This is a genomic window from Ruegeria lacuscaerulensis (assembly GCF_013031245.1).
Classification (GTDB): domain Bacteria; phylum Pseudomonadota; class Alphaproteobacteria; order Rhodobacterales; family Rhodobacteraceae; genus Ruegeria; species Ruegeria lacuscaerulensis_C.
On record NZ_WPZL01000021.1, the window covers coordinates 11955 to 38942 of the forward strand.

A 26988-nucleotide genomic window follows, 5' to 3' on the forward strand; every position below is an offset into this window, starting at 1 on the left:
ACGAGGGCTGTCATGACCAATGAGGACCTGATCAAATCTTTCCGTTCCATCGTTGGTTCGCGCCATGTTCTGACAGGAAAGCGCGCGACCGAACGGTTCCGCAGAGGTTTCCGTTCGGGCGAGGGTGAGGCGCTGTGCGTTATCCAGCCCGGAACACTGCTGGAACAATGGAAGGTGCTTCAGGCCTGCGTCGCGGCAGACAAGATCGTTATCATGCAGGCGGCCAATACAGGGTTGACCGAAGGCTCGACACCTTCGGGCAGCTATGACCGGGATGTGGTGCTGATCAATACTCGCCGGATGGATACGTTGGTGCCATTGAACAACGGTGAGCAGATTGTCAGCTTTCCCGGGGCCACCCTGTTCGCTCTGGAAAAACTGCTGACGCCGCTGGGGCGCGAGCCGCATTCGGTGATTGGCTCGTCTTGCATCGGGGCGTCGATTGTCGGCGGGGTTTGCAACAACTCGGGCGGATCTCTGGTTGAGCGCGGACCGGTCTACACCGAGCTTTCTGTTTGGGCCCGGATCACCGAGCAGGGCCAGCTGGAACTGGTCAACCACCTCGGCATTGATCTTGGCGAAACGCCCGAGGAGATTCTGGGCAATCTGGACGCCGGAACCTTTGACCGGACCCCCGGCGCCACGAATAAACGCGCCTCGGCCAGTGACTATGCGCAGATCGTGCGCGATGTAGAGGCCGAAACACCGGCCCGGTTCAACGCGGACAAGGCAAAGCTTTTCGAATCCGCCGGGTCCGCCGGAAAGTTGGCCGTTTTCGCAGTGCGCCTGGATACCTTTCCGAAGAACGACACTGAACAAGTGTTCTACATCGGCACTAACGATCCGGATGATCTGGCCGCTTTGCGCCGCCACATCCTGTCCGAGCTCAAATCTCTGCCGGTCTCTGCCGAATACATGCAACGGGACGTGTTCGACATCACCGCGCGCTATGGCAAGGATACCGTCGTGATGATCGATAAGCTGGGCACCAACCGGCTGCCAATGTTCTTTGCCATGAAGGGGGCAGTGGATGCCCGCTTGCGCCGGATTCCGTTTTTGCGAAACTTCACAGACCGTTTCATGCAGACGGCTGTTGCGCTCTGGCCACGTGTTCTGCCCAAGCGGATGGTGGAGTTCCGCGATCGTTATGAGCATCACCTGATCCTCAAGATGAAAGATCGGGGAATTGATGAGGTCATGGCATGGCTGCCTGATTTCCTGAAAGACCGCGACGCCGATTTCTTTGAATGCACAGCGCGCGAAGCAAAGATTGCAGGTCTGCACCGTTTTGCCGCTGCAGGGGCCGCCGTGCGTTACATGGCCATCCATGCCGGCGAGGTTGAGGACATCATTGCTCTCGACGTCGCCTTGCGTCGAAACGATAAGGATTGGCTTGAAAAACTGCCGCCAGAGATCGACGACCAAATCGTCCACAAACTCTATTACGGCCATTTCATGTGCCACGTGATGCATCAGGATTACGTGGTCCGCAAAGGGGCAGACCCCAAGGCGCTGAAGGCGGCCATGCTCAAATTGTTTGATGAGCGTGGGGCGGAATACCCAGCCGAGCACAATGTCGGTCATTTGTACGCCGCCAAACCGGATCTGGCCGCGCATTACAAGTGTTGCGACCCGACCAATTCATTCAATCCCGGTATTGGCAAAATGTCGAAGGCCCGTGATTACGCCGAGGATGGGCCGCGTTAGTCGGTTGTCAGGCAAGTACACTCGGGCAACATCGACCATCGGGCTAGGGAAGCCGCGACAGCTTGGGTTTGGGCGCCGCCCCTCTGTGCATTGCAACTTGCTTTTGGGGTTTTTCTGATGCTTACGTCCCAATGTACACTTAGCGAGTTGATCGGAGCCCGGTGACTTTGAGAGACTGCCCTACAGACAGTGAACTGACAGCCGCCCTGCGGGCTGGCATCAAATCGGGCGAATTCCTGAAAAACGGCAAATTGCTGCCCGAGCGTATACTGGCCGAAGCATTGTCAGTGACGCGGACACGAATGCGGCGCATTCTTGATTTCTTAGAGGAAGACGGCACCGTATTTCGGCGCCACGGACAGGGCACGTTTGTCTCGCCGCCTCCTGCCGTAGGTGCCAGCCCATTCCGGGCCGTTGCGGCCAAGGTCATGCCCCGCGACGTGATGGAAGTCCGGTTGGAAATTGAACCGGCGCTTGCGGCCTTGGCCGCGCAGCGCGCAACCGTAAAGGAACTGAAAACACTTGAGCAGCTGACGCAAGCCTCGCTGGATGCGGCTGATACGCAAGCCTATGGCGTTGCCGATGACATCTTTCACTACAAGATCGCAGAGCTGGCGCATAACCCGCTGTTTTTGACAGTTTACGACTCGATCCGCGCTGTGCGGCGGCAGGCAGAATGGACCCGTCAGCGCGAAACGCGGTATTCGGCCTCAACTCTGGTTCGTTTGCGGGAACAGCATCTGCAATTGTTCAGCGACATCGCTGCCCGCAACAGCAAGGCTGCCGCTGAAACAATGGAAACGCATTTATTGTCGGTCTCAAACGCAATGCTGAGGGACCGCTCTTATGGCAGGGTGATCGACACGGATTAAGGGCAGTTACGCGCGGCTGTTGGACGGATTTTACGGGTGAACGCCGTGGGTTCTGATTTTCAACCGCGCCCGCGATAGGGGGGTACGCCCTGATCGGGGATCCAGACGCCTTCCGGCATTGCTCCGGTTTGCCAAAAGACATCAATCGGAATGCCGCCGCGCGGGTACCAATACCCTCCGATCCGCAGCCAGCGGGGCGACAGAAACTCGACCAGACGGCGGGCGATGGATACAGTGCAATCCTCGTGAAACGCGCCATGGTTGCGGAAGGACCCGAGAAACAGTTTCAGGGATTTCGATTCCACCAGCCATTCACCGGGGACATAATCGATCACCAGATGGGCAAAATCCGGCTGGCCTGTCATCGGGCAGAGCGAGGTGAACTCGGGCGCGGTGAAGCGCACGCAATATTCAATGTCAGCCTGAGGGTTCTGCACCCGTTCCAACTCGGCCACTTCAGGTGAGGCCGGCAGTTCGGTTTTCCCGCCCAACTGGGTCAGGTCGCTGTAGATGGTTTCCATATCATGCTCCTATCCGGGGTCAGACCCCGCGTTTGTTGCCCCACAGCAGAACGTGCAGTTGTGGCAGGACCCTGGGTGCGAACCAGCCATCGGCGGTGACTTTTTCGACCAGCCACAGCAGCCGGTCCGACAGGTTCTGTGGATCGACGGGCAGGTCGGGATCAACCTCGGGATTGCCCGGTTGCAAATACAGGGGCAGCGCCGGGTAACGATCCGTCACTGCGCGGGCCCAATTGTAATCGACCTCATCAAAAATCACGATTTTCATTACGACCTTTGGGCCGTTTCGCGCGGCTACGATGCAGGCCGCGAAGGTATCCCAGTCCACGGTTTCACCACTCGAGGGCGGTTTTGGGCTAAGGACCAGCGTGTCCAGATCGCCAAACCACGGCTTGGCCACCGACCCTTGGGTTTCGCAGGCAAAGCGGTATCCTTCGGCCTTGCCCCGCGCGATCAATGGACCGAATTCCTGAATGGCCGGGTTGCCACCGGACAACGATACGGTCAACGGCCGTCCGCCCGACAATTTGCGGACCCGTTCCCAGACCGTTTCCGTGGACATCGCCGCCCAGTCATGGCGAAAGGCCGGATCGACCGCATGCATGCTGTCGCACCAGCTACAGCGGTAATCGCAGCCGCCTGTACGCACGAAAACGGTGGGCTCTCCGATCAACGCGCCTTCGCCCTGAATCGTGGGGCCGAAAATCTCGGCAATTCGCAGGCGGGTCATGGGCGGTACTCGGCCCAGGTCTTTGGCGTTTCACTGACCCGCACGGCGGCGGTTTCCGGCCAGCGCGCGGCACACCAGTCATAGAAATGGCGCGCCATGTTTTCCGCCGTGGTCAGGATGTTCATTACGTCGTTCAGGTGCCTGTGATCGAATGTCTCGTCGATATAGGTCTTAAGCGGCCTAAGCTCACCATAATCCTGCACAAACCCGTCTGGATTCAGTTCGCACGCGGCCAGTTCGACTTCGACCACATAGTTATGCCCGTGCATCCGCGCGCATTGGTGATCGTCGGGCAGGTGGGTCAGCTGGTGCGAGGCCGAAAAGTGGAACTCCTTAGTGATCCGGTACATCAGGCGGATTCCTTCTGCGCCGTGGCCGCAACCCAGAAGTCCGGGTCTTCATAGGTTGTCGGGTCCTGGACCCCGGCCAGGTGAAATGCTTCACGCCGTTCCACGCAGGTACCACAGCGCCCGCAATGGTGTTCGCCCCCCTTGTAGCAGGACCACGTCTGAGCAAGCGGCGTGTCACAACGGGTGCCTTCGGTCACGATATCGGCCTTGCTGCGATGTACGAAGGGGGTGAACAGCGACACGTCGGCGTACCCGTCCAGCGCCTGTTTCTGCATTGCCTCAAAGGCTTCAGTAAATGCAGGGCGGCAATCGGGATAGATAAAATGATCCCCGCCATGCACGGCCGTTGCCACGGCATCGGCCCCCCGCGCGGCTGCCGCGCCAAACGCCACGGTCAGCATGATGGCGTTGCGGTTGGGCACCACGGTCACGCGCATGCTGTCTTCGGCATAGTGCCCGTCTGGCACGTCGACATCGTCAGTCAGCGCGGAGCCGGTCAGAACCGCTCCGACCGGGCGCAGGTCGATGATGTCATGGGGTACACCCAGCCGCTTCGCGCACAGCGCGGCAAAGTCCAGTTCCTTGCGGTGTCGTTGGCCGTAGTCAAAGGAAATCAGGCCCGTCAGCTGGTGATCGCGCGCAACCATATGTGCCAGCGATACCGAATCCAGCCCGCCTGAGCAGATTACGATCGTTTTCATATTTGAACCCTTGTTTTGTTACCCGGGTAGGCTGCGACCGGGACGCGCCCTGTTAACCTGTGCGCTCAGGCCTGCCAAGGCCCAATTGCACAGGACAGGCTCACGATTCAGACATGATTCAGGCGGTGCGATTGGACAGGATTGCCATTTGACCCTTAATCAAATTGATCGCTCAAGTACTCCGACAGTATGTCCAGCCCCTCTCGTAGCGCGTCGGGGTCGTTGGCAAAGCCGATGCGAACGTACCCCTCCATGTCAAAGGCGTCACCCGGGGTAAGCATGACACCGGTCTGCTGAACCAGTTCCACGCAGAATTCCCGCGAGCTTAGGGGTATGTCCAGCTTTAACATCGCCGTTGTTCCCGCGCGGGGTTTGACCCAACTGACGCGCGGCTGATTTGCGATCCATGTATCCAGCAACGCCAGATTGCTGCGCGTGATCCGGTGGCTGCGCGCCAGCAGTTTTTCGTGGTTCTCAAGGGCCATGGCGGCAAAGTGGTCGTTGATCATGCCAACTGAAATCGTATCGAAATCGCGGTGGATCAGAATTTGTTCAGTGACCTCTTTCGGCGCTGCGACCCAACCGACGCGCAAACCGGCGAGTGAAAACGCCTTTGAGGTACTCGCCGTGCTGATCCCTTTTTCGTAGATGTCCGCAATCGATGGCGACATGCCGTTCCCCTCCTGCCCAGTGCCGCGATAAACCTCGTCACAAAGCACATACGCACCGACGGATCGGGCAATCCTGACAATTTCCTGCAGCATCGCCTCGTCGATCAACGCGCCGGTCGGGTTGTTGGGATTTGTCAGAGCGATCAGTCTGGTTCCCGGCGTCACCAATTCGCGCAGGCGGTCAAGGTCAGGCAGAAACCCGTCCTCTGAACGCAGCGGCAGGATTTGAACATCGGCGCCGATACTGGCCGGGATCGAGTAGTGCTGCTGATAAGTGGGCACGATTGATACCACCCGGTCTCCACGAGAAACCACTGCCTTATGCACCAGCATGTTGGCTGCGATCGTACCGTGGGTGATGGTGATGTCTTCGACCTTCTGATCGTCATAAAGGTTCGAAATAGCCTGGCGCAGGCGGGTTGACCCTTCTATCGCGCCATAGGTCATCTTCATGGGCAGTAATTCAGACAGATCATTCTGATTGCGCCCTGACAGTTGCAAAAGCTCTGCTATGGTGATGCTGGCGACGCAGGTTTCCGCCAGATTGTGGATGCAACGGGTTTCCCACTCATTCATCCAGATTTCGACTTTGAATGGTTCGATGAACATATGCGCTCTCCTCAGGATGAAGCGTGGTCAAAAACGGGCATCGCGACGGTCTTACGATCACGGATCGCCATGATAATGCCAGTGCAAAGCGCGCGCATGGCCCGCACCAAATCCAGCTTGCCGAGGGGTGATGAAACGGTTGTATTATCCAGCGCAATCGGCAGATTTGGCATGTTTGAACTCCTTTGCGGCACCTGATAGCAGCATTTGCCAGCGCTGCTCTATCGTCCCAAAGGATGAGACACCTTGAGGAGGAGACGGAGTGCAATTGCATGAATTCAGCCAGACCCTTGCCGAGGTGATCGAAGGTCCGGCGGACAGCGATGCACTGATCCGGGCCGTCCAGTATCTGTTTCCTTGCGAAGCGGCCTTCGCAGTGCTCAACCCGCCGTCAGGACCGCCGGTTTATCTCGCGGATTCCTATCCGGATTCCACGTCCAAGGCGGCGGTGCAGCTTTATGTCTCCAAAACCTACCTGCTTAACCCGGTGCATAACGCAATTCGGAATGGCATTTCCACCGGGGTTTATCGAATGGCGGACCTCGCCCCGGACAATTGGAGCGCCACGACAGCAGATGTCATTGCGGATGATAGTGAAGAGATCAAATTTCGCACACCGGGCTGGCCTCACGGATTGCAAGAGGCTTGCCTTCTTGTTGATCTTCCTGGTGACGTCATAGGTGAAATCAGTCTGGCGCGTGAGACAGCCCCGGGTGGTATCCCTGAGGAAGATCTTGAGGCACTAAGGCATTTTTTGCCGCTGATCCGGCTGGCATTTTTGCGGGTGTCAAAAAACAAGCCCGCCCGGGTGGGCAGGATGTCCCCGTCGCTGGGTGCTTTCGGACGAGACGTTCTGACAGCACGTGAGGCCGAAATCGTTCAGATGGTTTTGAAAGGACATTCCAGCCTGTCGATCAGCCTGGAGTTGCAAATTACCATTTCAACCGTCAAATCGCATCGTCGCAACGCATATGCCAAACTGGGTGTCAGCACTCAGTCGCAACTCTTTCGCGCTTATGTCGACAGTTGCGATATTGGGACCGACTAACAATTGTGCCCCGGTTTTCAACTTCGCCGCTTCGCTAGGTTGCGATCTGTCAGCGGCTCTAGCTGGCTGCGTTAATTCACCCGTACCTAATAGGTCGTTCGCATCTGGTATCCTTGGTGGAAGGTCATACGCACGAATGTGACGGGTTTGTTCTGGAACCACGTGGTGCGTTCAAGCTGGAACAGCGGCGTTCCGGGTGGAACGGACAGAAAATCCTGCAACTGACCCGTGGCGGGGACGGCAGAGAATGCGATTTCAGCGTTTGAAAAGGGCACTTCAGCCAGCAACCATTCGTTGGGGCCAACGGTCAGAAAGTCCTCGTCCGCGACGTGTGGAACAGCCGCGATATTAATCCAGCGTTCTTCAAACTGGAACGGGCGGTTGTCTGCGTGGTGCATACATTGCAGGTGCAGGACCTGCGTGCCTTCAGGAAGGCCGAGTTTGGCCTGAAGCCACGCCGGGCAGTCAATCAGGGTGCGGCTGACAAGGGCATAGCGATATTCGGCATTCATTTCCTCGATGGTCTGACGGACCACGGTGATAGGTAGCCTGGCCTGCTTGACAGGCGTGGTGACCACGCGCGTGCCGCCCTTGCGCTTGCGAGTGACAATGCCCTGATCGGCCAGTTCGCGCAGAGCCCGGTTGACGGTGGCGCGGGCGACGCCGAACTCGGCGGCCAATTCAAGCTCGGTTGGCAACAGGCTGCCTTGCGGCCAGATACGCGTCTGGATGCGGTTCAGAACTTCATCGCGAATATCCTGGAAGCCAATGTTTCTCTGATCGGTCACGCTCTGCTCACAATTTTGACGTCCATATTTCTATTATGTTCAGATTTATAGGAGTAGGCAAAAACATTGAACCTGTCACGACCAGGCTTAGAAGCCGGAGAGAAGCCCGGCCATTGCTTTGCGGTAATTGGTTACGATCCTGTCGCGGGCAACATGGCGGCCGCCTTTCACCTGATGGCGACCGGCGGACCAAAGGTCAGTCACGACGTGATCTTTAGCGGCAAACACAAGCCCGTCCAGCAACTGATCAGGACGCAAAGCGCACAGGGCTGGATTCTGGCCGTCGATGGCAACGAGATCGGCCAGCATACCCTCGGCGATTTGCCCCGCTTTGCGACCAAGCGCCTGCGCTCCGCCCCTGGCTGCACCGCAATAAAGCGTCTGCCCGACCGAACCTTCGCCAACAACCAGTACATTGCGCGACAGGTCACGCAAGCGCTGGGAATACTCAAGTGTGCGCAACTCTTCGGTCAGGGATATCAGCACGTTGGAATCCGAGCCGACGCCGAAAGCACCGCCCGCGGCAAGATAGGTCGGGCCGTTGAACGGGCCATCGCCCAGATTGGCCTCGGTTACGGGGCACAGTCCGGCAACAGCGCCGCTGGCGGCCAAGGCGCGGGTCTCAGCCTCGGTCATGTGGGTGGCATGAATCAGGCACCAGCTTGCATCGACGGGGGCATTGTCCAGCAACCATGCAACGGGGCGGTCGCCCAGGCCGTCCTTCACTTCCTGCACTTCTTTCGGCTGTTCGGCGATGTGTATGTGGATGGGGCCAGCGCCCTGCGCCGCAATAACGTGCTCCAGATCGCGCGGGGATGTTGCGCGCAAAGAGTGGGGGGCAATGCCGACGCGGCAGTCTTCGGGCAGTTCCGCAAGCCCATCGCGGGCCTGCTCAACCAGCGCACCGAAGCGGTCTACGTCATTGCCAAAACGCCGCTGTCCGGGTTCCAGCGGTTTTTCCCCGACACCGGCATAACTGTAGAGCACCGGCAGATGGGTCAGGCCAATCCCGGTCTCGTCCGCAGCGGCCATAACCCGATCCGATAGTTCGGCCAGCCTGTCATAAGGCTGCCCGCCCGGCTGGTGGTGTAAGTAATGGAACTCGCCGACCGAGGCATATCCGGCTTCCTGCATCTCAAGGTAAACGAGTGCGGCGATGGCCTGCACCTGTTCGGGAGTCAGGTGGGAAGTGAAGCGATACATCAGATCGCGCCAGGTCCAGAAACTGTCGCGACCGGCCAACCGGTATTCAGTCATCCCGGCCATTGCGCGCTGGAAGGCATGGCTGTGCAGGTTGGCCAATGCAGGCAGCAGAATGTCGACGCGCGTATCCCCGTCCTGCGCCTCAGCATCCGACGTAAGGTGCGCGATTTGCCTGCCGTCGACCTCAAGCCGCAGATTCTCTGTCCAGCCGGTCGCCAGCAGGGCACGGTTAGCAAATATGGCTGTCATGCATCCCTCCGATTTTATGAATAGACATATGACATAAAGAACTGTACCAGAAAAGAGAGAAGTGCAGGGGAGAGATTCGAATGCAGACCCGCGATCAGCTGTTCACAGATCTGCACGCCGCAACCATGGCTGAAGGATCCAGTGCCTATGGTCTGATCGAAGATGCTGCGATAGCGGCGGTGGATGGTAAAATCGCGTGGGTCGGACCGCAGGAAGATGTGCCGGAGGTTTATGCAGAACTGCCCCGGACTTCTCTGGGTGGTCGTCTGGTGACTCCCGCGCTGATTGATTGCCATACCCACGTAGTACACGGTGGCCATCGCGCAGTGGAATTCGAGATGCGGCTGAATGGCGCCAGTTATGAAGAAGTTGCGCGTGCAGGCGGTGGTATCATCTCGACCGTAACTGCAACCCGGGAGGCTAGTGTTGAGGATCTGATCGCGCAGGCCCTGCCGCGGGTGGATGCGATGCTGGCCGAGAGTGTGTCGGTCATCGAGGTCAAGTCGGGCTATGGTCTGGACCGCGATACCGAGCTGAACATGTTGCGTGCAGCGCGTACATTGCCGGATCATCGCCCAGTGCGGGTTGTGACCAGCTTTCTGGGCGCACATGCGATTCCTGTGGAATATAAAAACCGCCCCGATGCTTATATCTCTGAGGTCTGCATCCCGACCCTGCGCGCAGCCCATGCAGAAGGTCTGGTGGACGCGGTTGATGCCTTTTGTGAGGGCATCGCCTTTTTGCCAGACCAACTGGTGCCATTGTTTGACGCGGCCAAAGAACTCGGTCTGCCGATCAAGCTGCATGCCGAGCAACTGTCCAACCTGGGCGGTGCTAAACTGGCCGCGTCCTATGGCGCGCTTTCTGCAGATCATATCGAATATCTGGATGAAGAGGGCGTGCAGGCCATGGCAGAGGCGGGCACTGTCGGCGTTATTCTGCCCGGTGCTTTCTACACTCTGCGCGAGACACAGACACCGCCGATTGACCTGCTACGCGAGCATAACGTGCCGATGGCGCTGGCGACTGATTGCAATCCGGGTTCGGCGCCGATGACGTCGCTGTTGCTGACCATGAATATGGGCTGCACCCTGTTTCGCATGACACCCGAGGAGGCGCTGCAAGGGGTAACCATCCACGCGGCCCGCGCGCTGGGCCTGGGCGATTGCGGCCGGATTGCTCCGGGTTTGCGCGCCGATCTGGCGGTTTGGAACGTAACCCACCCGGCAGAGCTCGCTTACCGCATTGGCTTCAACCCGCTTCACGCTCGTATTATCGGAGGCGCAATTTGACCCCTCTAACTCTCACACCCGGCGCAGTGTCTCTGGTGCAACTGGAACAGGTCTTTCGCGAGGAACGCGCCGTCCGTCTGGATGCGGCTTGCCGCCCTGCGATCGAGGCCGCTCATGCACGCATTGCGGCTGCGGCTGCGGGTGAGGCGGCGGTGTATGGCGTCAATACCGGCTTTGGCAAACTGGCCAATGTTAAGATCGCGCCCGAGGATACAGCGACCCTGCAGCGTAACCTGATCCTCAGCCATTGCTGCGGCGTCGGTCCCGCGATCCTGCGCACCCATGCGCGGTTGATGATGGTGCTGAAACTGCTCAGCCTGGGGCGCGGCGCCTCGGGCGTGCGGCTGAAATTGATCGATCTGCTGGAAGGGATGCTGGAAAAAGGTGTGACCCCGGTGATTCCGGCGCAGGGTTCGGTTGGGGCCTCGGGCGATCTGGCACCCTTGTCGCATATGGCTGCGGTGATGATGGGCGCGGGCGAGGCAGAGATCGGCGGCAAAGTGATGCCCGGCGGTGAAGCCTTGGCTGCGGCCGGGCTGACCCCGGTTGTACTGGGTCCCAAGGAAGGTCTGGCGCTGATCAACGGCACGCAGTTTTCCACGGCATTTGCTTTGGCGGGCCTGTTCGGTGCATGGCAGGCGGCACAAAGCGCGCTGGTCACGTCGGCGCTGACCACGGACGCAATCATGGGTTCCACGGCTCCGTTGCAGCCGGAGATTCACACGTTGCGTGGTCACCGCGGCCAGATTGAGGCCGGAGTTGCTATGCGCGCGCTGCTGGCCGGTTCGGTCATCCGCGAGAGTCATCGCGAAGGTGACACGCGTGTGCAGGATCCCTATTGCATTCGCTGCCAGCCGCAGGTCGTCGGCGCGGCGATGGATGTGCTGCGACAGGCGGCGACCACGTTGGAGATCGAGGCCAATGCAGCCACCGACAACCCATTGGTATTGTCTGAAACGGGTTTGATCGTTTCAGGGGGGAATTTTCACGCCGAACCCGTTGGGTTTGCCGCAGATATGATCGCGTTGGCTGTGGCCGAAATCGGTGCCATCGCGCAGCGCCGCATCGCGCTGATCGTCGATCCGGTGCTCAGCTTTGATCTGCCGCCCTTTCTGACCCCCAATCCGGGGCTGAACTCGGGGTTGATGATTGCCGAGGTCACTACGGCGGCGCTGATGAGCGAGAACAAGCACTTGGCCAACCCTTGCGTCACCGACTCGACGCCCACATCGGCAAATCAGGAGGATCACGTATCCATGGCCGCCCACGGTGCACGGCGTCTGGGGCAGATGGTGACCAATCTCGAGCGTATTCTGGGGGTCGAACTGCTCTGTGCCACGCAGGGCGTCGAGTTCCGCGCGCCGCTGGTCACCAGCGAAACGCTTCAAGGTGTGATGGCGCGCCTGCGCGCGTTGGTACCGCCCCTAGTCGATGACCGCTATACCGCCCCGGATATCGAGGCCGCCGCAGCCCTGATCGCCAGCGGCGACGTCGCCCACGGTACGGGTCTGGATATGCCCGAGCTTGGCGCATGACCGAACCGGTGGAAGTCACCCGGGGCAACAGCCCGGTCGTGCTGGGCCTGCCGCATACCGGCACATTCGTTCCGCCCGAGGTCGAGGCAAAGCTGAATGCACGGGGCAGGGGGCTGGATGATACGGATTGGCACATCCACACTCTGTATGACGGGCTTTTGCCCGATGCGACCACGGTGCGCGCCACGTTCCATCGCTATGTGATAGACGCCAATCGCGACCCGTCGGGTGTGTCGCTTTATCCGGGTCAGAACACTACGACGCTGGTGCCACTGACGGATTTTGACGGGCATGACATCTGGGACCAGCCACCGACGGATCAGGACATTGCCGAACGTCGCGCCGCCTTCCATGCGCCTTATCACGCCGCGCTTGAGGCCGAACTGGCACGAGTGAAGGCATTGTACGGCTATGCCATTCTCTATGATTGCCACTCGATCCGCAGTCATATCCCGTTTCTGTTCGACGGCACGTTGCCGGACTTCAACACTGGCACCAATCTAGGCACCACATGCGACCCTGAGATCGAGGCTCGCGTAGTGGCGATCTGCGCGGCGGTCAAAGGTTATAGCGCAGTACTGAACGGCCGGTTCAAGGGCGGCTGGACGACGCGCCATTACGGACGGCCCGCCGAGGGGCTGCACGCGATCCAGATGGAGCTGGCGCAAATCACGTATCTGAGTGCCGAGCGTGCGCCTTGGACTTATGACGCGGGTAAGGCCGACCGCCTGCGAGCGCATCTCAAAGACATTCTCGACAGCCTGGCCAACTGGGCCCCATGAGACCGGAGGAAAACCATGACCGATCCCCGTAAGAATACCCGTGACATCTTTCCGCCCACCGGCCCGGACCTGAACGCCAAAAGCTGGATGACCGAAGCTCCGCTGAGGATGCTGATGAACAACCTGCACCCGGATGTGGCCGAGAACCCGCATGAGCTGGTGGTTTACGGCGGCATCGGCCGGGCGGCGCGGACGTGGAACGATTTTGACACCATCGTGGCCAGTCTGAAGGACCTGGAAGAGGACGAAACGCTAGTGGTGCAGTCAGGTAAGCCGGTGGCGATCGTGCGGACCCATACAGATGCGCCACGCGTTTTGATTGCGAATTCGAACCTTGTACCGCATTGGGCCAACTGGGATCACTTCAATGAGCTCGATAAAAAGGGCCTGATGATGTACGGCCAGATGACGGCCGGTTCCTGGATCTATATCGGCACGCAGGGCATCGTTCAGGGCACCTATGAGACCTTTGCCGAGGCCGGCCGTCAGCATTATGGCGGTGACCTGACCGGCAAGTGGATTCTGACCGGCGGTTTGGGCGGCATGGGCGGCGCGCAGCCTCTGGCGGCGGTCTTTGCGGGGGCTTGCTGTCTGGCGGTTGAATGCAACCCTGACAGCATCGACTTCCGCCTGCGCACCAAATATCTGGATGAAAAGGCGGAAACGCTGGACGAAGCGCTTGAGATGATTGACCGCTGGACCAAGGCGGGTGAGGCGAAATCCGTGGGCCTGCTGGGAAATGCCGCTGAAATCTTCCCCGAGATCTACGCAAGGATGCAAGCTGGAGGAATGTGCCCCGATATCGTCACGGACCAGACCAGCGCTCATGATCCGGTGAATGGCTATCTGCCCCTCGGCTGGACCATGGCTCAGTGGAAGGACAAGCGCGAAACCGATCCGAAAGCGGTTGAAAAGGCTGCGCGGGCCTCAATGAAGCAACATGTGGCAGCGATGGTTGATTTTTGGAATGCGGGCGTTCCGACGCTGGATTACGGCAATAACATCCGGCAGGTGGCGCAGGATGAAGGGCTGGAAAACGCCTTTGCCTTCCCCGGCTTTGTTCCCGCTTATATCCGTCCGCTGTTCTGCCGTGGGGTTGGCCCGTTCCGCTGGTGCGCGCTGTCGGGCGACCCGGAGGATATTTACAAGACCGATGCCAAGATGAAAGAGCTGTTCCCGGAGAACACCCATCTGCACAACTGGCTGGATATGGCGCAGGAGCGTATCGCCTTCCAGGGCCTGCCGGCACGCATCTGCTGGATCGGGTTGGGGGATCGGCACCGCGCTGGGCTGGCCTTTAACGAGATGGTGAAAAACGGCGAGCTGAAAGCACCTGTCGTCATTGGGCGGGATCATCTCGACAGCGGTTCGGTTGCCTCGCCCAATCGCGAGACCGAAGCGATGCTGGACGGTTCTGACGCGGTCTCGGACTGGCCGCTGCTGAACGCGCTGGTCAATACCGCCTCGGGCGCCACCTGGGTGTCATTGCACCACGGCGGTGGTGTCGGAATGGGGTTCAGCCAGCACGCCGGGGTTGTGATCTGTGCGGATGGAACCGAAGAAGCTGCAAAACGTCTGGAACGCGTTCTGTGGAACGATCCCGCATCCGGAGTCTGGCGGCACGCGGATGCGGGCTATGACATCGCAAAGGACTGCGCCCGTGAACATGGGCTGCGTCTGCCGGGTATATTGAGGTAATCAACCGGCTGAAGCACAGATCTTCGTATGGAAGTGCTGTATTACCTGCGTGGTCCACTGACCATTGGTTGCCATATAGTGTGCTCGGGTGGATTTCACCGGAACTGGCTTCAGGTGAGCAAATAATGTGCCAGCAGCATAGCGGGGGAAGGATGAAGATCGTGGTCAATCCGGAACACGAGGGCTGAGGCCCTGCGATTACCCCGCGCACGCGTGCCCGAGCGCGCCGTATTCCGGATCACTACTATATCGGCCCAGCCAGAGATGACCGCGTGTTGGAAATCTGGGGTTACACCGACCGTCCCGGCGACACTGTCGAGCTGCGCGTCTCGACTACGGCACAGAACTGGTCATTGGAGGTCGGGCGGGACGGCATCGAATAGACGCCCGCTTTACATATTGCGGACTTGCAGGGGCAGCATTGGGACACCCCGGAACATTGCTCGGCGCATGGGCGTGAATGGGAAATCTCGCATTCCTTTCCCATTCCTGACGGCTGGAGGGCCGGGGCCTATCTGATCACCCTTCGTGCCGAACGTGGGGGCGATTCAATCGAAGAGCATCATCTGATTTTCGTTCTTCGGGCCTCGCATGCGAAACCGGCCCCAATGGCGCTGGTTTGTGCAACCGGGACCTGGCTGGCTTACAATTGTTGGAGCGGGTCCAGTGCCTACGAAGGGATCACAGGGCCCGAGCGCAACGCCTTCTCTCCGGTCCTGTCAAACCAGAGGCCCTGGACGCGCGGGTTCTGCAAACTGCCCGACGGCGCCCCCCGCGTATTGAGCGAACAGTCGAGCGATCCGGACGGAATGGTGCGCTATCCCCATATGGAACTGGCCTTTGCCTATGGGTATTCAAAGAAATATGCTTCGGCTGGCTGGGCCAGTTATGAACGCCATTTTGCGCGCTGAGCGGAAGCCGAGAGGTTTGCGTTCGAAATCGTCACGCAGCACGACCTGGAATTGGAACCCGACCTGCTGACTGGCTACCGATGTGCAGTATTCGTAGGTCGCGACGAATACTGGACTGCAACAATGCGTGAGAGGGTCAAGCTTTTTACCAAAAATGGCGGTCGGGTTGCACGCTTCGTCGGCAACTTCCTCTGGCAGACCCGGCTGGAGGATCAGGCGAAAACGCAAATCTGCTACAAATATGTGGCCAGGGATGCCGACCCCCTCATGGGCAGCGAAAATGAGCTATTGGTGATCGGTGCATGGGATGCTCAGCCGGTCCATTGGCAGGGTGCGCAATCCTTTGGTGTGTATGGTTTGATGGGCGTCTATGCTGGTCTTGGCAATTGTGTCGGGCAGGGCAGTGGGGGCTTCACGGCCTATCGCCCGGATCACTGGGCTCTGAATGGCGCGCGGCTTGGATGCGGCGACCAGCTGGGTGCCGGATCGAGGATATTTGGATATGAGGTGGACGGGGTGGATTTCACTTTTGACGACGGGCTGCCCTATCCAACGGGCAAAGACGGCACGGACAAATCGGTCGAAGTCATTGCCCTTGGACTGGCCACCAACATCGAAGCTGACTTTTCCCATTTGGGGGAAACGCTTTAAATCGGCAGCGCAGATGCCGAGTTCAAAGCACTTTCCCTGTTCGGTGAACTAACGTCGGTAACGCTGGATAAATCAAGCCGTGGCAACGGGGCGATTGTCTCTTGGAAAAAGGGAGATGGCGAGGCGTTTTGCGCAGGAACATGCGAATGGGTCGCCGGGTTGATGCGTCGTGACAGTCAGGTCGAGATCATCACCCGCAATGTTCTCAACCGGTTTTGCGATGAGAGCCAGGCCTAGGTTGAAAGAGCCTGGAGAATTCGCCACATATTCCGCAGGAATTTGCGGTCAAGACGTCGAGTGCGCTCAGATCAGCAATCGTCAGTACAGCGGCACGGATACGACCTTTCGAAAAAAGTTCTGATGACACTCGGATCGCATGTGCGTTGCCCGGCTTAGTACCACGTAACTCCGAATGGAGTTTAGCGACTTAGTCGATTAGCCCTTTTTGCCGTTGCCAGATACAAGCTTTCCTGAGGCTCCGAAGTCAATTTAGAAAACAGATGCTGACATGCGGTCCAAACCGCGTCTTCAAGCAGGGATTGCGTGCATGTTTTCCTCACGAAAGTCCGGGCGCAACGAAGGCTTCTCCAACCAAATCTCTTGCCGAATACCTACAAAATCAGGGTGTTGCGCATGTCGGCTAAGCGTGAGTGCGACATTTGGATCGGAAAGATCTGTATACGCGACGAACCTCGCGATTTGGTCGCCGTTAGGGTGACTATTTGCTGTTTTCTAATGCCGCGTAGTCTTTTCAACCGGATCTTCGGCGTGATTGACCTCGGCCTGCACAACGACAAAGTATGTGTCCGCCTTCTGAGGTTCAGCAACCGCATCTTCCAACCGGTACGCGTCGGGCAACCCTGAGAACGAACCATTCTGACGCCAAGGGTTATCAAATTGCTCGGTGTTCCAAAGGTGAAGATGCGTGTCGACCCGCTGCATATTGGTATCTCCGTTGGATTTGTATCGGAACGCAATAAATGCGCCCGTATCGCCAAACGAGGCCGGTTACGCCTCTTCCAGCTTTTGCATTGCCCATCGAACCACTCCGCCGACCCAGATGAAACCAAGAGCGCCACCGAGGTAGACGTTCATCGTGCCCCCCGGTGCGATGAACCCGGAATGCCCGAAGATAGTAATGGTTTCGATGGCCTGTTCGATCCCAAATACAAGGCTGAGCCAGGCGAGCCAGGAGGGAACGGTTTTGTGTTCACCAAAGCCCAGCACTGCGACCGAGGCAGCCATTGCGGTTGTAGACGCATTCACTACCGGCCCCCAGAATGCAGCAATGGCAAAAATCGCTCGTGCCGTCCCAACGGGTGCACCGCTTGGGCTATAAGCCAGGCCGGCCCAAATCCATGCCTGAACCTGAGCGGTCAGGGCGAATCCAAAGACACCCGCAATGAACACGTAGCGATTTGGCGAAGGAAGCAGGGCCGAGACCTGACCGGCGAAGATCATCAGACCAAGGGATACGAAAGTCGATGCCCAGGCATAAGTGCGTGCGCGCGACCCGTTTTCTGTGAACCATGCAACGATTTCTACCCCGGTCGACCCGATATTTGGAACCGCGCTGCCAAGTGCGATGAAACTGAAAACGTAAAACCCAGCCGTTATAAGGATATTGATGAGTAAAAACTTTTTAGCAGTCATTCGCATCGGTAAGCCCTTTGTCTTGCTTATGTCAGAACGTGTTTTGCGAGGATGTCCGTCGCACAATACCTTTGATACTCAGCACTCAGCGCTTTCAGTCAATTCAACCTGGGGTGTTTTACACACCTCCTGATCCAAAAGAGACTGATCCAGGTCAGTTGGAATCTGAAAGCTCCGGCGCGGCGGAGCTTTCGCTGGTTTCTTTAAGTTCGTATTTTCACCGACACTCAGTCGGTGAACGTGTATTCACCCAGATCACAGAGATTCAGTTCAAAGTCTTCCGCACTGGAACCATCCGAGAAAATGCCCCGAATGTCGTAGATGCACGTCGTCAGTCCGTCTGCGATATCCACGCCAATTTCATAACCAGGGGCCAGATAGCCACCTTCCAAAAGGTCGTCTTCCCAATCACCGGATGATGCCGGGGAGATATTGAACCCGACCAGATCGGCGCTGCTGTCATTGTAGAGTAAGAACTCCAGGTCCTCGGCACAGACCGAAGATGCCGCTGTCAGAGCTAAGGCGGCCAGCGCGGTAAAGTGCAGTTTTTTCATTGAGTAGTTCCTTCTGTTTGAACGATAAATTTTTGTGGGCCATCGGAGGGTGATATCAAGTGGCGGCACGATGGCCCACCTGAAAAAGCGCCTGATACGCGCTTCCTCATTTTGATTGCCGCAGCCCTAAAACCGGAATTCAAAGCCGATTTGCCCTGCATAGCCATGATCTTCTGAGCCGCCGCCAAACCCTCTATGAGCCGCGACTTCACCGAACAGCGTTGTCCTCTCGGAAAGAGACGTATGACCACCGAGTGTCACGGCGACATTGTTCCTGCCACGCTCGGTCAGGACAGTGTCGTTGCCAAATGTCACTCCGGTTTCATTGTCCAGGGTGTGGTAATAATCGAGCTGCCCGTAAAAGACACAGGAACCACCCAGTTCATGTTCAGCGCGCAGACCGAGGCGTGCGCCTAACGAGTTGCCATCAGAAACCGTACCCGCAGCACCTTCGGTTACGTCGGTAAGATCATCGGCATCGACATCGCTGTAGATAAGCTGCGCCTGCGGGATCAGGTTCAGCCCGTTTTCAAGCGTGAATATCTTGCCGATTTCAGCAAGAGGCAAGCTGGCGCCGACACGAAGGCCGCCACGTGTGTTTTTGTTCATACGATCGTCAAACGTATAGCAATCGCGGCCTCCTTCGACATTCAGCCGGATTAGCGGTTGGTCTGTCGTGCCGAAGTTGATCAGGGACCGGCTGACTGTTTCCCCTTCGGCTCTGCCTGTTCGGCCTGACAATCGCCGCAGAGCCCCGTCCAGAGACATATGATCGCTGTATTGCCGGACACCTACGGCAGGAAAGGCGCGGTCGGGGTTGCGGATCACACCGTCGCTTGCGTTGAAAGGAGTCAAAACGAACACACCGGTTTCCGCATCATAATCCATCAAAAACGCATATGCGTCTGCGTTGATCGCAGCTTGCCGCTGTTGGCAACGAAGTCGCCGTCCGCCAGACGGAAGTCCGACGCTGTACGCTTGCCGGAGACGACCGCCAACGTGGTGTTTTGCAGAGTGGATTCGTGGCCGCTGGCAATCCGGACATGCAACCTTTGCCGTGCACCTGCACTGTCACCAGAGACTATGATCCGGTCATTGGTGCCCGACGCGAAATCGACATCCAGAGTAACAGACCCGCTTCCGGAAAGATCGCCCCCGACGGTGACGCGATCACCGCTCTGGCCATCTGCCAAACGAATAAGGCCATCATTGAAGGTGTCGCCGCTGATTGCGACATTCCCCATGTCGGCATGGCTGGCGAGGAAATTGCTGGTTGCGTCAATCTGCAACTCGCCACCCAAATTCAAACCGCTGCCCATCGCTATTTCGTTCGGGCCGTTTTGCGCAGTAACCAGCCCGAAGCCCGCAGCGGTGTTGTCCAGGTTCAGGGTGCTGCCATTGTCGGCGGTCAGGCTTTCCCAATTGGTGGAAAGGGTTCCGCCGAGCGTTCCGGTAAAGGCTGAGAACGTCAAAGTGTCCCGCGTCGCGCCGCCGCCGTCGAAAACGGTTGCCGCGCTGATATCCGCACCGCCTTCGATCATCAGCGCATCCCGACCGTCGTACAGCAGAACCGCCCCAGAAAATGCCGAACCAGCGGCCAACCCGACCTGACTGACACCTTCGTTATTGGTGATTGCTTCATCCGACGCTGACAAAACCGAAGCACTCTGCCGCAATTCGATTACACTCAGATTGCCGGCATTGGTCAGGGTCTCGATACCATCTTCACTGCCGACTTCGAAACTGCCGGATAGACTAACACTCAAAATGCCAGAGCCATAGTTCCGGGCATGGATGCCGTACCCATCATTTGTACTGATCGCATCGCCAACATCGACGGTCAGATTCCCCGTACCGCGATTGCTTGCGAATTTAACATGGCGACTGCCGGTTACGGTGCCCGTCGATTCAACGGAAAGATCGGTACCTCTGTTGCTCGCCGAGATTCCGTGGCGGCCTGCCAGCGAGATCGCTGCACCAAGCGCGGTAGTCGAGACCGATGAAAGCACGCGCCCCGGTGAGGGCGCATAGCTTGCGATCTGTCCCTTGTGCTTCGCCATTCTGCCGCCACGTAGCAGGATAGCCCGATTGCCCGGCAGGTTTGCGCCCTGTTCTGTATTACTCATTATTTCCGTACCAGTTTTGGTTTTGTTGTTTGTTTAATGGGTGTTTTGGAGTCACGCCGATTTCGGCAGCGTTTTCAGCGTCGCCGCTTCGGGCGTACCGGGAGCGATAGCCACCGGGCAAAGGTGTCCGGGAAAATGTTCAAGATCGTAAAGCTCGGACTCCGCGCCATCAATGCGCAACCAGTCGACACAGGTTCTTGTCTCCAGATCGATGATCTGAATACCGCACCAAGGAACACTGTCCGCCGCGGCCAGTCGCGCATCTGGTTCCAACCCTTCGAACCGTTTGTAGCGAGGTTTAGACAGGCCGACGAAGGCGTAACGACCGTTCAGTGCCAGACCCCTCGTAAATCCGGGACAGAAAACGTGTGGTTCAAAATTGCCCTTGCCGTTCTGATCGAATTCCATTGTGCCCAGTTCCCCGCGCCCGGAGTTCAACAGCCACAACCGGCCTTCATGCAGTCGGGGCAAATGCGGCATCGACAGACCATCGCACACGATGTCATTGGTTTCTGCATCAATGATGATGCCGCCATCGGCGCGCCGATCACGCCAGCCGTCAATCGTATCCGACCGGCTGACGGCAGTGACATAGCGCGGCTGTCCGTCCTGTATTGCCAGCCCGTTCAGGTGGTGCAAAATCTGATTATCGGCCGCCACCGACAGACCATGCGCACTGTGCCGATGGATGCCCATGGGCCGGTGAAACGCCATTTGATGGATGTTAACCCCTCCACCTGGCTTGACCCCTGCCATGTACAGGAACCCGGATCGGTATGATGAAAAGGCCAAGGACAACCCAAGTCCGTTCAACCGCCGGGCAAGGCCTGCGGATACTGAATAGTCGACCTTGGTAAAGCCTGCGTTTGTTTCGGGATCAACATTCTCTGCGCTGCAGAAGGATCCCTGATTTAATCCGGTCGTGCCGTTCATTGCGCCGCTTCCCCGAACGGTGTGCGATTGACGGGATGACCGCCAATCGCAAAACCACCCGTCCGCCTGCTTCGACGCGCTGGCGGATATCGCAGACCCACTTGCATAATTAAGCAGCCCAGCCCCACTTGTACTGATGGTGTTCGAAGGACGCGTGCATATCCGTTCTGACAAGCCCTTCTTTCATGTGACGGTAGAGTGACCGCCAATAGGGTTGAACCGTGACACCCTCTTCCTGGATCAGAGCTTCGCCCCTGGCGATCACTTCGCGCCGCTTGTCCGCGTCTGCAATTGCCAGTGCTTCGCTCAGGATCGCGTCGAACTCGGCGTTGTTCCATCCGAATTCATTCCAGGCTTCGCCCGATTTGTAGGCTAGTGCCCAGATCTGAACGCCAAGGGGGCGGGGGTTCCAGTCCGTTGAACTGTATGGGTATTTCGCCCAGTTATTCCAGAAAGTGTTTCCGGGCAGAACCGTCCTCCTGACTTTGATTCCGGCATCGCGAAGCTGCGCGGCGACGGCGTCAGTGGTATTGCGTCGCCAGTCATCGTCGATCGAGAACAACTCATGCTCATAATCGGCCAGCCCGGCCTCGTCCATCAGCTTGCGGGCGCCTTCCGGATTCACTTTCTGTTTTGGAATCGCAGCATACTCGGGGTGATTGGGGCCGACGTGGTGGTTTTCTGCAGGAACGCCACGGTTGCCATAGCCCAGTTCCAGCAGGACATTGTTGTCGATAGCCATCTGCAGCGCCTGACGAACGCGCTTGTCCGCATAGATCTGTTTGCCACCCACTTCCACCAGCTGGTTCGGGCGAATTACTATTGTCGCCATAGTGATGACTTCGGATTTTTCGTAACCGAGGCTATCCAGCACATCGATATACTCGCCCACGGACTCGTTCAGCATGTCCACTTCGTCGGATTCCAGCGCCGCGAGCCATCCTGACGGATCGGTACCGTAGTCGACGTATTCGATGCGATCCAGCGCGACAGGCCCAAACACCGCCTCTCCCCACCAGGTATGGTTTTCATTGCGGACCAGAGTGCACTTCTCACCGATCAGCAGTTCTTCGATCAGGTAAGGGCCGGTGCCGATGTTGTTGGTCAGGTCACTCTCGGTGAATGAACTGTGGACGATTGCTGCCGGATAATCGGCCATGCCCGCGATCAGTGATATATCCGAATTGGGCAGGCTGAGCTTGACCGTGTGGCCGTCGACCACCTCAATCGCGCCGTCCATGGCTTGCCCGGTGTCATCATCGATCAGCGTTGCGAACCGGCCAGCCATCGAGTTGGCGTCGGCGTTTTTGTCACACCAGCGCGCGATATTTCGGGCCACGTCTTCGGCAGTGAAATCGTCTCCGTTGTTCCATTTGACGCCTTGGCGAACCTTCAACGTATATTCGGTCGCGTCATCGTTGACTTCCCAGCCTTCCAGCAACATGCCGCGAAAGCTGCCGTCCGAGTTGTACTCGACCAGATATTCCAGCGTACCGCGGCTTTCGTTGCCCATTTCGTTGAAGTCATAGGTGCGAGGGTCCTTCAGCGCGAGAACGCTCATCTGCACACGCAGCGTGCCACCTTGCTGCTTTGCGTCCTCACCATCGGCACGGGCCGGGGTCGCAAGCCCGATCAGGCCATAGGCGGTGGCAGCGCTGACCCCAAGTCCGGTCGCGCGGGTCAGAAACTCGCGACGGCTGAGTTTGCCGTCACGATATTCCTGGGCATGCATCCTGGCCGCCCAGTGAATCGGGTTTTCGGAAAGCCTGTTGTCAGTCATCGAAGTCTCCCTGATTGTTTGGTTGTTCGTGGTGTCGCCCGAATTGGCCGTGCGTCAGTTCAGAAGCTCATCTTCGAACGGGAAGTCGGCCATGATTTCACAGCCTGTCGCGGTGACACGGACCATTTGCTCGAGCTTCACACCGTGGGATCGCCCGACCTCACCGATGTAGCTTTCGATGGACAGGGTCATGTTCTCTTCGAACACGCCGTCGTAGCCGGTGCGCTCCCAAAAGGCGAGCGGCGGGACCTGCGGGTATTCGTTGCACATGCCAGTTCCGTGGACCAAAACGCGGCAGTCGAGATCCTGGTACTTTTCGGGCATCTTCCACGCCTTCTCTGCGAATTCCCGAAGACAGACACCGGCCTTGATCAGTTCCATATTGGTGTGAACCTGATCATAGGATGTCTGATAGAGCGTTTTCTGTTCCGGCGTCGGCTTGGCAGGTTGGCACAGCCACGTGCGCGAGATGTCGGTGTTGTAGCCGAACGGCCCGATCATGTCGGTGTCGATGGCCAGAAACTCTCCGGGTTTCAGCGCCTTGCCGCTCGCTTCGGTGTACCACGGGTTGGTGTTGCTACCCGCCACAACCAGCTTGGTTTCGATGTAGTCGCCGCCAAGGTTTGAATTCATCGACGCAAGGACCGCCCAAAGGTCATTCTCGGTCGCACCGGGCACGGTCATGTCACGCATGGCACGAAGAGCCGTCATGCATACCAGCGCCGAATGCTTTTGTGCTTTCAGTTCCTCAGGTGTCTTGACGGATCGCGCCCGCTCGATGACGTCCTGCCCGAAGACTGTGGTAATCTGCCTTTCGGTTAACGCCGTGCGCCCGCCCGGTTCAAGCTTGTCGATTGCGATCCGGGAATTTCCGCAGCGCTCGGAGATGACGTCGGCCAGCTCATCCGCCCATGCTTCGATCAATTCCGGTCGCTTGTCCCCGGCGGTGTGGTGGTACCAGAGCGTTCCGGGGCGCGATTCAGCGATCGTATCCAGGCCCTTCGACAGGTGACCGCAATTGACAAAGTCGAACATGATCGCCTTGCCTTCGGTCGGAACGAGGCAATACCTGGCAGCGTTGTGCATCGTCCAGATCTGCATGTTCCGGCAATCGGTCGCATAGCGTATGTTGATGGGATCATAGAGCAAAATACCACCGAGATCGTTATCGGCCAGATGGTTCTGAAGCCGATCCAGCCGCTCCATTCGCATTTTGGCTTCGTCCACTTGCGGAAGCTGGATCAGACCCCTTCGCGCATCATTGATGTAACTGGTCAGGTCCACGCGGGTATCCTTGGTTGATCACGGGCATCGCGGCGTCAACGGATCGTGATCGCCCTGCATGTCTACCCATTGCAATCCGCCACGCATCCGAGGACTCTAAATTTATTGGACTGCACTGACGCCATAAATGTTGAAAAATGTCCTGAAAATCCATAACCACAGGTAATGAAAAACTACCGTAAGTCTCTTCCGCCTCTGGACGGCCTTTTGTTCTTTCATGCCGCAGCTAGCAACAAAAGCCTGACGCTTGCGGCAGGAGAGTTGTTTGTTACTCAGGCGGCGGTCAGCAAACGAATTCAAAGGCTGGAAGATTGGCTTGGGGCGCCACTTTTTTCTCGTGAGGGGAGAAACCTTGAATTGACGGCGACGGGCCGCGAATTGGCGTCGGACGTAGAGATGGCGCTGGAGTTTCTTGATCGCGCGATCCACAAGATAAAGGCACCCGAACAGCCCGCCGTTCAGATCGCTGCCAACACTGCGCTTTCAATGTTCTGGCTGCATCAACGTCTCAAGGAATTTTCATTCAGCGATACGGCTTGTGACGTCAACATCCGGACGACCGAGGCGACATCTGAACTTCTTTCGGAAGCGCAACATATGTCCATCATCTACTGCGATGGAAATATCCCCGGATGGGATTGTGTCAGGGTTCTGAATGTCGAAATGGTTCCAGTCGCCGCACCCGAGATTGCCAGACAGGCGGAAGAGTCGATGGTGTTTTCGGGCCAACTAAAATTCGAACAGGCGCCCCCCATCCTCGAGTTTGCAAATCTGGCACCTGACTGGATCAACTGGCAGATTTGGTTAAAACGAGTTGGCCTGCCTGACATAGACAAATGGCCAATTCTACATTGCAACAGCTATGTTCAATCCGTTGGTAAAGCCCTGGAAGGCACCGGAATAGCGCTGGTTAACGCGGCTATGATGAAAGAGGAACTGGCCAGCGGTGCTCTCGTAAAAATTGGCGACCAGAGCCTGATGCCCGGAAGCGCGTATTACCTGTGCCGAAAGCAAAACTTCAACCTGCCCCAAAATGCGATGAGTCTGTATGAGTTTCTCACGAAGTAGGGCCATGCAAACTATCACCGCAAGGGTTCTGTAATATGACCCCGAGATCGGCAAATTATCCGCTCTGTTGTTTTCTTGGGCCATTTCAGAGGGCCGCAATCACCTTCAAAAGTGCTTAAAATCCAAGCTGAGCAATATGCCGGGGCGCACGATGGCACCGGGCAGGGCGATCCGTACGACGGCCGATCATCAGCGCGCATTCCTGTGGCGATTGGCCGATGACGTTGTTGGTCATCTTCTGGCGTCAGCCCGAAGGCAGCACGTCGTCACTGCCAACGCGCATCGAGTTTTTGGCACACCGGTCGCTGATCGGTGTGACGCCGAATGTTTCGCGATAGTGGCGGATAAACGAGCCGGGCGTGGCATACCCGACCATATAAGCGACCTCGGCAATTGGGTCGTTGGTGTACAGAACCAACTGTCGCGCCTGGTTCATTCGCATTTTGCGATAATAGCTGAGCGGGCTTTGACCGGTTGCCTTTTTGAACCCACGTTCCAGCGAACGCGCCGACAGTCCGACTGCCTCGGCCACTTCGCTGATTTGTATCGGGTTTTCGATATGTTCAGCAAAATGCTGAATGGCGCGCGCAACCTGTTTTGGTAGCAAGTCCTGGCTTTTGGCTGTCGAAAGAGCCGGAACTTTCTGTGACATGGCGGCGCTACGGATGAACGGGTGCTGAAACCAGCATGCAACCTCGGCCATGATATCACCACCAAGACGATCTTCGATCAATGTAAGCATGTGGTCGAACACGGCTGATGCACCCGAGATGGTTGTAAAAGCGCCGTCGGTGCAAATAACGGTGTCTTGTATCGGGATATCAGGAAATTCGGCCTGAAAAGCAGCTTCATAACACCAGTGCACGGACAAGGGCTGGTTTCCGGTCAAGCGGGTTCTGGCAAATGGAAAAACACCGCCGCTGATCGCCCCAAGCTGCGTCTTGCCGCGCAACAGCCTTTGCAATGCAGCATTTGCCTTGGAGGGGTTTTCGAACACGCTGTTCGGGCTGGACGCAAACAGCAAATGATCCAGAGTTTTCAGGTCTGCCAGCGTGCAATCCGGTGAAAAAGTCACTCCGGCAGAGGATTGCACAGGCTCGTTTTTTTCAGCAACAACTGTCCAGCTGAAAGCATCCTGCCCGGATATCTCGTTGGCGGCGCGCAACGGCTCGATACACGAGGTCAGGCAAGCCATAGGAAATCCCGGGAAGATCAGGATTCCAAGTGTTGTCGAGTTTGTCTTTTTCGCCATTTTCAGATCACGACTTTGCA

General features: G+C 57.7%; 25 protein-coding genes and 1 pseudogene. 9 read left to right on the forward strand and 17 right to left on the reverse strand.

Annotated elements, in window-relative coordinates:
• The first annotated feature begins 12 nt into the window (after window positions 1-12).
• Both dld and GOX66_RS18835 read left to right on the forward strand, forming a co-directional pair.
• Window positions 13-1707, forward strand: a complete 1695-nt coding sequence (gene dld, locus GOX66_RS18830; RefSeq protein ID WP_170764524.1) for a D-lactate dehydrogenase — start codon at window positions 13-15, stop codon at window positions 1705-1707.
• A 167-nt stretch (window positions 1708-1874) separates the two neighbouring features.
• Window positions 1875-2579, forward strand: a complete 705-nt coding sequence (locus tag GOX66_RS18835; RefSeq protein WP_170764526.1) for a FadR/GntR family transcriptional regulator — start codon at window positions 1875-1877, stop codon at window positions 2577-2579.
• Between the two features lie 59 nt (window positions 2580-2638).
• Here GOX66_RS18835 and queF read toward each other — a convergent pair whose 3' ends face one another.
• The 6 genes from queF to GOX66_RS18865 all read right to left on the reverse strand — a co-directional run bounded on the left by queF (window position 2639) and on the right by GOX66_RS18865 (window position 6334).
• A complete protein-coding gene (gene queF / locus GOX66_RS18840; protein ID WP_170764528.1) occupies window positions 2639-3100 on the reverse strand; it encodes a preQ(1) synthase in 462 nt (153 codons plus the stop codon).
• 19 nt (window positions 3101-3119) lie between these two features.
• Window positions 3120-3830 (reverse strand): 7-carboxy-7-deazaguanine synthase QueE, encoded by a 711-nt coding sequence (gene queE / locus GOX66_RS18845; RefSeq protein ID WP_170764530.1) that lies wholly within the window; start codon window positions 3828-3830, stop codon window positions 3120-3122.
• On the reverse strand, window positions 3827-4180 hold the full coding sequence (gene queD / locus GOX66_RS18850) for a 6-carboxytetrahydropterin synthase QueD (RefSeq protein WP_170764532.1): 354 nt from the start codon (window positions 4178-4180) through the stop codon (window positions 3827-3829). Before queD ends, queE begins: the two co-directional genes overlap by 4 nt.
• Window positions 4180-4881 (reverse strand): 7-cyano-7-deazaguanine synthase QueC, encoded by a 702-nt coding sequence (gene queC, locus GOX66_RS18855; RefSeq protein ID WP_170764534.1) that lies wholly within the window; start codon window positions 4879-4881, stop codon window positions 4180-4182. The genes queD and queC overlap by 1 nt, the downstream gene beginning before the upstream one ends.
• Before the next feature lie 155 nt (window positions 4882-5036).
• Window positions 5037-6161 (reverse strand): aminotransferase, encoded by a 1125-nt coding sequence (locus GOX66_RS18860; RefSeq protein WP_170764536.1) that lies wholly within the window; start codon window positions 6159-6161, stop codon window positions 5037-5039.
• An 11-nt stretch (window positions 6162-6172) separates the two neighbouring features.
• Window positions 6173-6334, reverse strand: coding sequence for a hypothetical protein (locus tag GOX66_RS18865; protein ID WP_170764538.1), 162 nt, complete (start codon window positions 6332-6334; stop codon window positions 6173-6175).
• Between the two features lie 89 nt (window positions 6335-6423).
• Here GOX66_RS18865 and GOX66_RS18870 point away from each other — a divergent pair, with 89 nt between their 5' ends.
• The gene (locus tag GOX66_RS18870) at window positions 6424-7209 is read left to right on the forward strand and encodes a LuxR C-terminal-related transcriptional regulator (RefSeq protein WP_170764540.1); all 786 of its coding nucleotides are present in this window, start codon (window positions 6424-6426) and stop codon (window positions 7207-7209) included.
• Window positions 7210-7295: 86 nt separating this feature from the next.
• On the opposite strand, the gene GOX66_RS18875 is transcribed toward GOX66_RS18870, so the two are convergent.
• Together GOX66_RS18875 and GOX66_RS18880 are read right to left on the reverse strand one after the other, a co-directional pair.
• The gene (locus tag GOX66_RS18875) at window positions 7296-7997 is read right to left on the reverse strand and encodes a UTRA domain-containing protein (RefSeq protein WP_170764543.1); all 702 of its coding nucleotides are present in this window, start codon (window positions 7995-7997) and stop codon (window positions 7296-7298) included.
• 87 nt (window positions 7998-8084) lie between these two features.
• On the reverse strand, window positions 8085-9449 hold the full coding sequence (locus GOX66_RS18880; protein ID WP_170764545.1) for a formimidoylglutamate deiminase: 1365 nt from the start codon (window positions 9447-9449) through the stop codon (window positions 8085-8087).
• 80 nt (window positions 9450-9529) lie between these two features.
• Here GOX66_RS18880 and hutI point away from each other — a divergent pair, with 80 nt between their 5' ends.
• The 5 genes and pseudogenes from hutI to GOX66_RS26200 all read left to right on the forward strand — a co-directional run bounded on the left by hutI (window position 9530) and on the right by GOX66_RS26200 (window position 16318).
• Window positions 9530-10741 carry an imidazolonepropionase gene (hutI, locus tag GOX66_RS18885; RefSeq protein WP_170764547.1) on the forward strand — a complete coding sequence of 404 codons (1212 nt, stop codon included), beginning with the start codon at window positions 9530-9532 and terminating at the stop codon, window positions 10739-10741.
• On the forward strand, window positions 10738-12276 hold the full coding sequence (gene hutH, locus GOX66_RS18890; RefSeq protein WP_170764549.1) for a histidine ammonia-lyase: 1539 nt from the start codon (window positions 10738-10740) through the stop codon (window positions 12274-12276). Before hutI ends, hutH begins: the two co-directional genes overlap by 4 nt.
• Complete coding sequence (hutG, locus tag GOX66_RS18895) at window positions 12273-13058, forward strand: N-formylglutamate deformylase (RefSeq protein ID WP_170764551.1); 786 nt, start codon at window positions 12273-12275, stop codon at window positions 13056-13058. Before hutH ends, hutG begins: the two co-directional genes overlap by 4 nt.
• A 15-nt stretch (window positions 13059-13073) precedes the next feature.
• Window positions 13074-14756, forward strand: a complete 1683-nt coding sequence (gene hutU / locus GOX66_RS18900; protein ID WP_170764553.1) for a urocanate hydratase — start codon at window positions 13074-13076, stop codon at window positions 14754-14756.
• 407 nt (window positions 14757-15163) lie between these two features.
• A pseudogene (locus GOX66_RS26200) lies at window positions 15164-16318 on the forward strand (N,N-dimethylformamidase beta subunit family domain-containing protein).
• Window positions 16319-17050: 732 nt separating this feature from the next.
• Here the strand turns inward: GOX66_RS26200 and GOX66_RS18910 are convergent.
• The 8 genes from GOX66_RS18910 to GOX66_RS18945 form a co-directional block, all read right to left on the reverse strand.
• Window positions 17051-17260 carry a hypothetical protein gene (locus GOX66_RS18910; RefSeq protein ID WP_170764555.1) on the reverse strand — a complete coding sequence of 70 codons (210 nt, stop codon included), beginning with the start codon at window positions 17258-17260 and terminating at the stop codon, window positions 17051-17053.
• A gap of 66 nt (window positions 17261-17326) precedes the next feature.
• Entirely contained in the window at window positions 17327-17971 is a 645-nt protein-coding gene (locus tag GOX66_RS18915) for a hypothetical protein (protein WP_170764557.1), read from the reverse strand.
• A gap of 227 nt (window positions 17972-18198) precedes the next feature.
• On the reverse strand, window positions 18199-18525 hold the full coding sequence (locus GOX66_RS18920; protein WP_170764559.1) for a hypothetical protein: 327 nt from the start codon (window positions 18523-18525) through the stop codon (window positions 18199-18201).
• A 126-nt stretch (window positions 18526-18651) separates the two neighbouring features.
• Window positions 18652-19413 (reverse strand): autotransporter outer membrane beta-barrel domain-containing protein, encoded by a 762-nt coding sequence (locus GOX66_RS18925; protein ID WP_170764561.1) that lies wholly within the window; start codon window positions 19411-19413, stop codon window positions 18652-18654.
• Window positions 19413-20651: a pertactin-like passenger domain-containing protein gene (locus tag GOX66_RS18930; protein ID WP_170764563.1), complete on the reverse strand. Its 1239-nt coding sequence runs from the start codon at window positions 20649-20651 to the stop codon at window positions 19413-19415. Before GOX66_RS18930 ends, GOX66_RS18925 begins: the two co-directional genes overlap by 1 nt.
• A 51-nt stretch (window positions 20652-20702) precedes the next feature.
• The gene (locus tag GOX66_RS18935; RefSeq protein WP_170764564.1) at window positions 20703-21584 is read right to left on the reverse strand and encodes a DUF4915 domain-containing protein; all 882 of its coding nucleotides are present in this window, start codon (window positions 21582-21584) and stop codon (window positions 20703-20705) included.
• A gap of 109 nt (window positions 21585-21693) precedes the next feature.
• Window positions 21694-23364, reverse strand: a complete 1671-nt coding sequence (locus tag GOX66_RS18940) for an ABC transporter substrate-binding protein (protein ID WP_170764566.1) — start codon at window positions 23362-23364, stop codon at window positions 21694-21696.
• A 54-nt stretch (window positions 23365-23418) separates the two neighbouring features.
• Window positions 23419-24648 (reverse strand): M24 family metallopeptidase, encoded by a 1230-nt coding sequence (locus GOX66_RS18945; protein WP_170764568.1) that lies wholly within the window; start codon window positions 24646-24648, stop codon window positions 23419-23421.
• A gap of 165 nt (window positions 24649-24813) precedes the next feature.
• Between GOX66_RS18945 and GOX66_RS18950 the strand changes: the two genes are divergently transcribed.
• Window positions 24814-25716 (forward strand): LysR family transcriptional regulator, encoded by a 903-nt coding sequence (locus GOX66_RS18950; protein WP_170764570.1) that lies wholly within the window; start codon window positions 24814-24816, stop codon window positions 25714-25716.
• Window positions 25717-25960: 244 nt separating this feature from the next.
• On the opposite strand, the gene GOX66_RS18955 is transcribed toward GOX66_RS18950, so the two are convergent.
• Window positions 25961-26968: a GlxA family transcriptional regulator gene (locus GOX66_RS18955; protein ID WP_170764572.1), complete on the reverse strand. Its 1008-nt coding sequence runs from the start codon at window positions 26966-26968 to the stop codon at window positions 25961-25963.
• Window positions 26969-26988: the final 20 nt, after the last annotated feature.

Excerpts from the sequence above, each read along its gene's own strand:
- dld (WP_170764524.1), top strand. The coding sequence starts at position 13 with ATGACCAATGAGGACCTGATCAAATCTTTCCGTTCCATCGTTGGTTCG.
- queF (WP_170764528.1), bottom strand. The coding sequence starts at position 3,100 with ATGGAAACCATCTACAGCGACCTGACCCAGTTGGGCGGGAAAACCGAA.
- queE (WP_170764530.1), bottom strand. The coding sequence starts at position 3,830 with ATGACCCGCCTGCGAATTGCCGAGATTTTCGGCCCCACGATTCAGGGC.
- queD (WP_170764532.1), bottom strand. The coding sequence starts at position 4,180 with ATGTACCGGATCACTAAGGAGTTCCACTTTTCGGCCTCGCACCAGCTG.
- queC (WP_170764534.1), bottom strand. The coding sequence starts at position 4,881 with ATGAAAACGATCGTAATCTGCTCAGGCGGGCTGGATTCGGTATCGCTG.
- GOX66_RS18860 (WP_170764536.1), bottom strand. The coding sequence starts at position 6,161 with ATGTTCATCGAACCATTCAAAGTCGAAATCTGGATGAATGAGTGGGAA.
- GOX66_RS18865 (WP_170764538.1), bottom strand. The coding sequence starts at position 6,334 with ATGCCAAATCTGCCGATTGCGCTGGATAATACAACCGTTTCATCACCC.
- GOX66_RS18880 (WP_170764545.1), bottom strand. The coding sequence starts at position 9,449 with ATGACAGCCATATTTGCTAACCGTGCCCTGCTGGCGACCGGCTGGACA.
- hutI (WP_170764547.1), top strand. The coding sequence starts at position 9,530 with ATGCAGACCCGCGATCAGCTGTTCACAGATCTGCACGCCGCAACCATG.
- hutG (WP_170764551.1), top strand. The coding sequence starts at position 12,273 with ATGACCGAACCGGTGGAAGTCACCCGGGGCAACAGCCCGGTCGTGCTG.
- hutU (WP_170764553.1), top strand. The coding sequence starts at position 13,074 with ATGACCGATCCCCGTAAGAATACCCGTGACATCTTTCCGCCCACCGGC.
- GOX66_RS18910 (WP_170764555.1), bottom strand. The coding sequence starts at position 17,260 with ATGCAGCGGGTCGACACGCATCTTCACCTTTGGAACACCGAGCAATTT.
- GOX66_RS18915 (WP_170764557.1), bottom strand. The coding sequence starts at position 17,971 with ATGACTGCTAAAAAGTTTTTACTCATCAATATCCTTATAACGGCTGGG.
- GOX66_RS18920 (WP_170764559.1), bottom strand. The coding sequence starts at position 18,525 with ATGAAAAAACTGCACTTTACCGCGCTGGCCGCCTTAGCTCTGACAGCG.
- GOX66_RS18925 (WP_170764561.1), bottom strand. The coding sequence starts at position 19,413 with ATGGATTATGATGCGGAAACCGGTGTGTTCGTTTTGACTCCTTTCAAC.
- GOX66_RS18930 (WP_170764563.1), bottom strand. The coding sequence starts at position 20,651 with ATGAGTAATACAGAACAGGGCGCAAACCTGCCGGGCAATCGGGCTATC.
- GOX66_RS18935 (WP_170764564.1), bottom strand. The coding sequence starts at position 21,584 with ATGAACGGCACGACCGGATTAAATCAGGGATCCTTCTGCAGCGCAGAG.
- GOX66_RS18940 (WP_170764566.1), bottom strand. The coding sequence starts at position 23,364 with ATGACTGACAACAGGCTTTCCGAAAACCCGATTCACTGGGCGGCCAGG.
- GOX66_RS18950 (WP_170764570.1), top strand. The coding sequence starts at position 24,814 with ATGAAAAACTACCGTAAGTCTCTTCCGCCTCTGGACGGCCTTTTGTTC.
- GOX66_RS18955 (WP_170764572.1), bottom strand. The coding sequence starts at position 26,968 with ATGGCGAAAAAGACAAACTCGACAACACTTGGAATCCTGATCTTCCCG.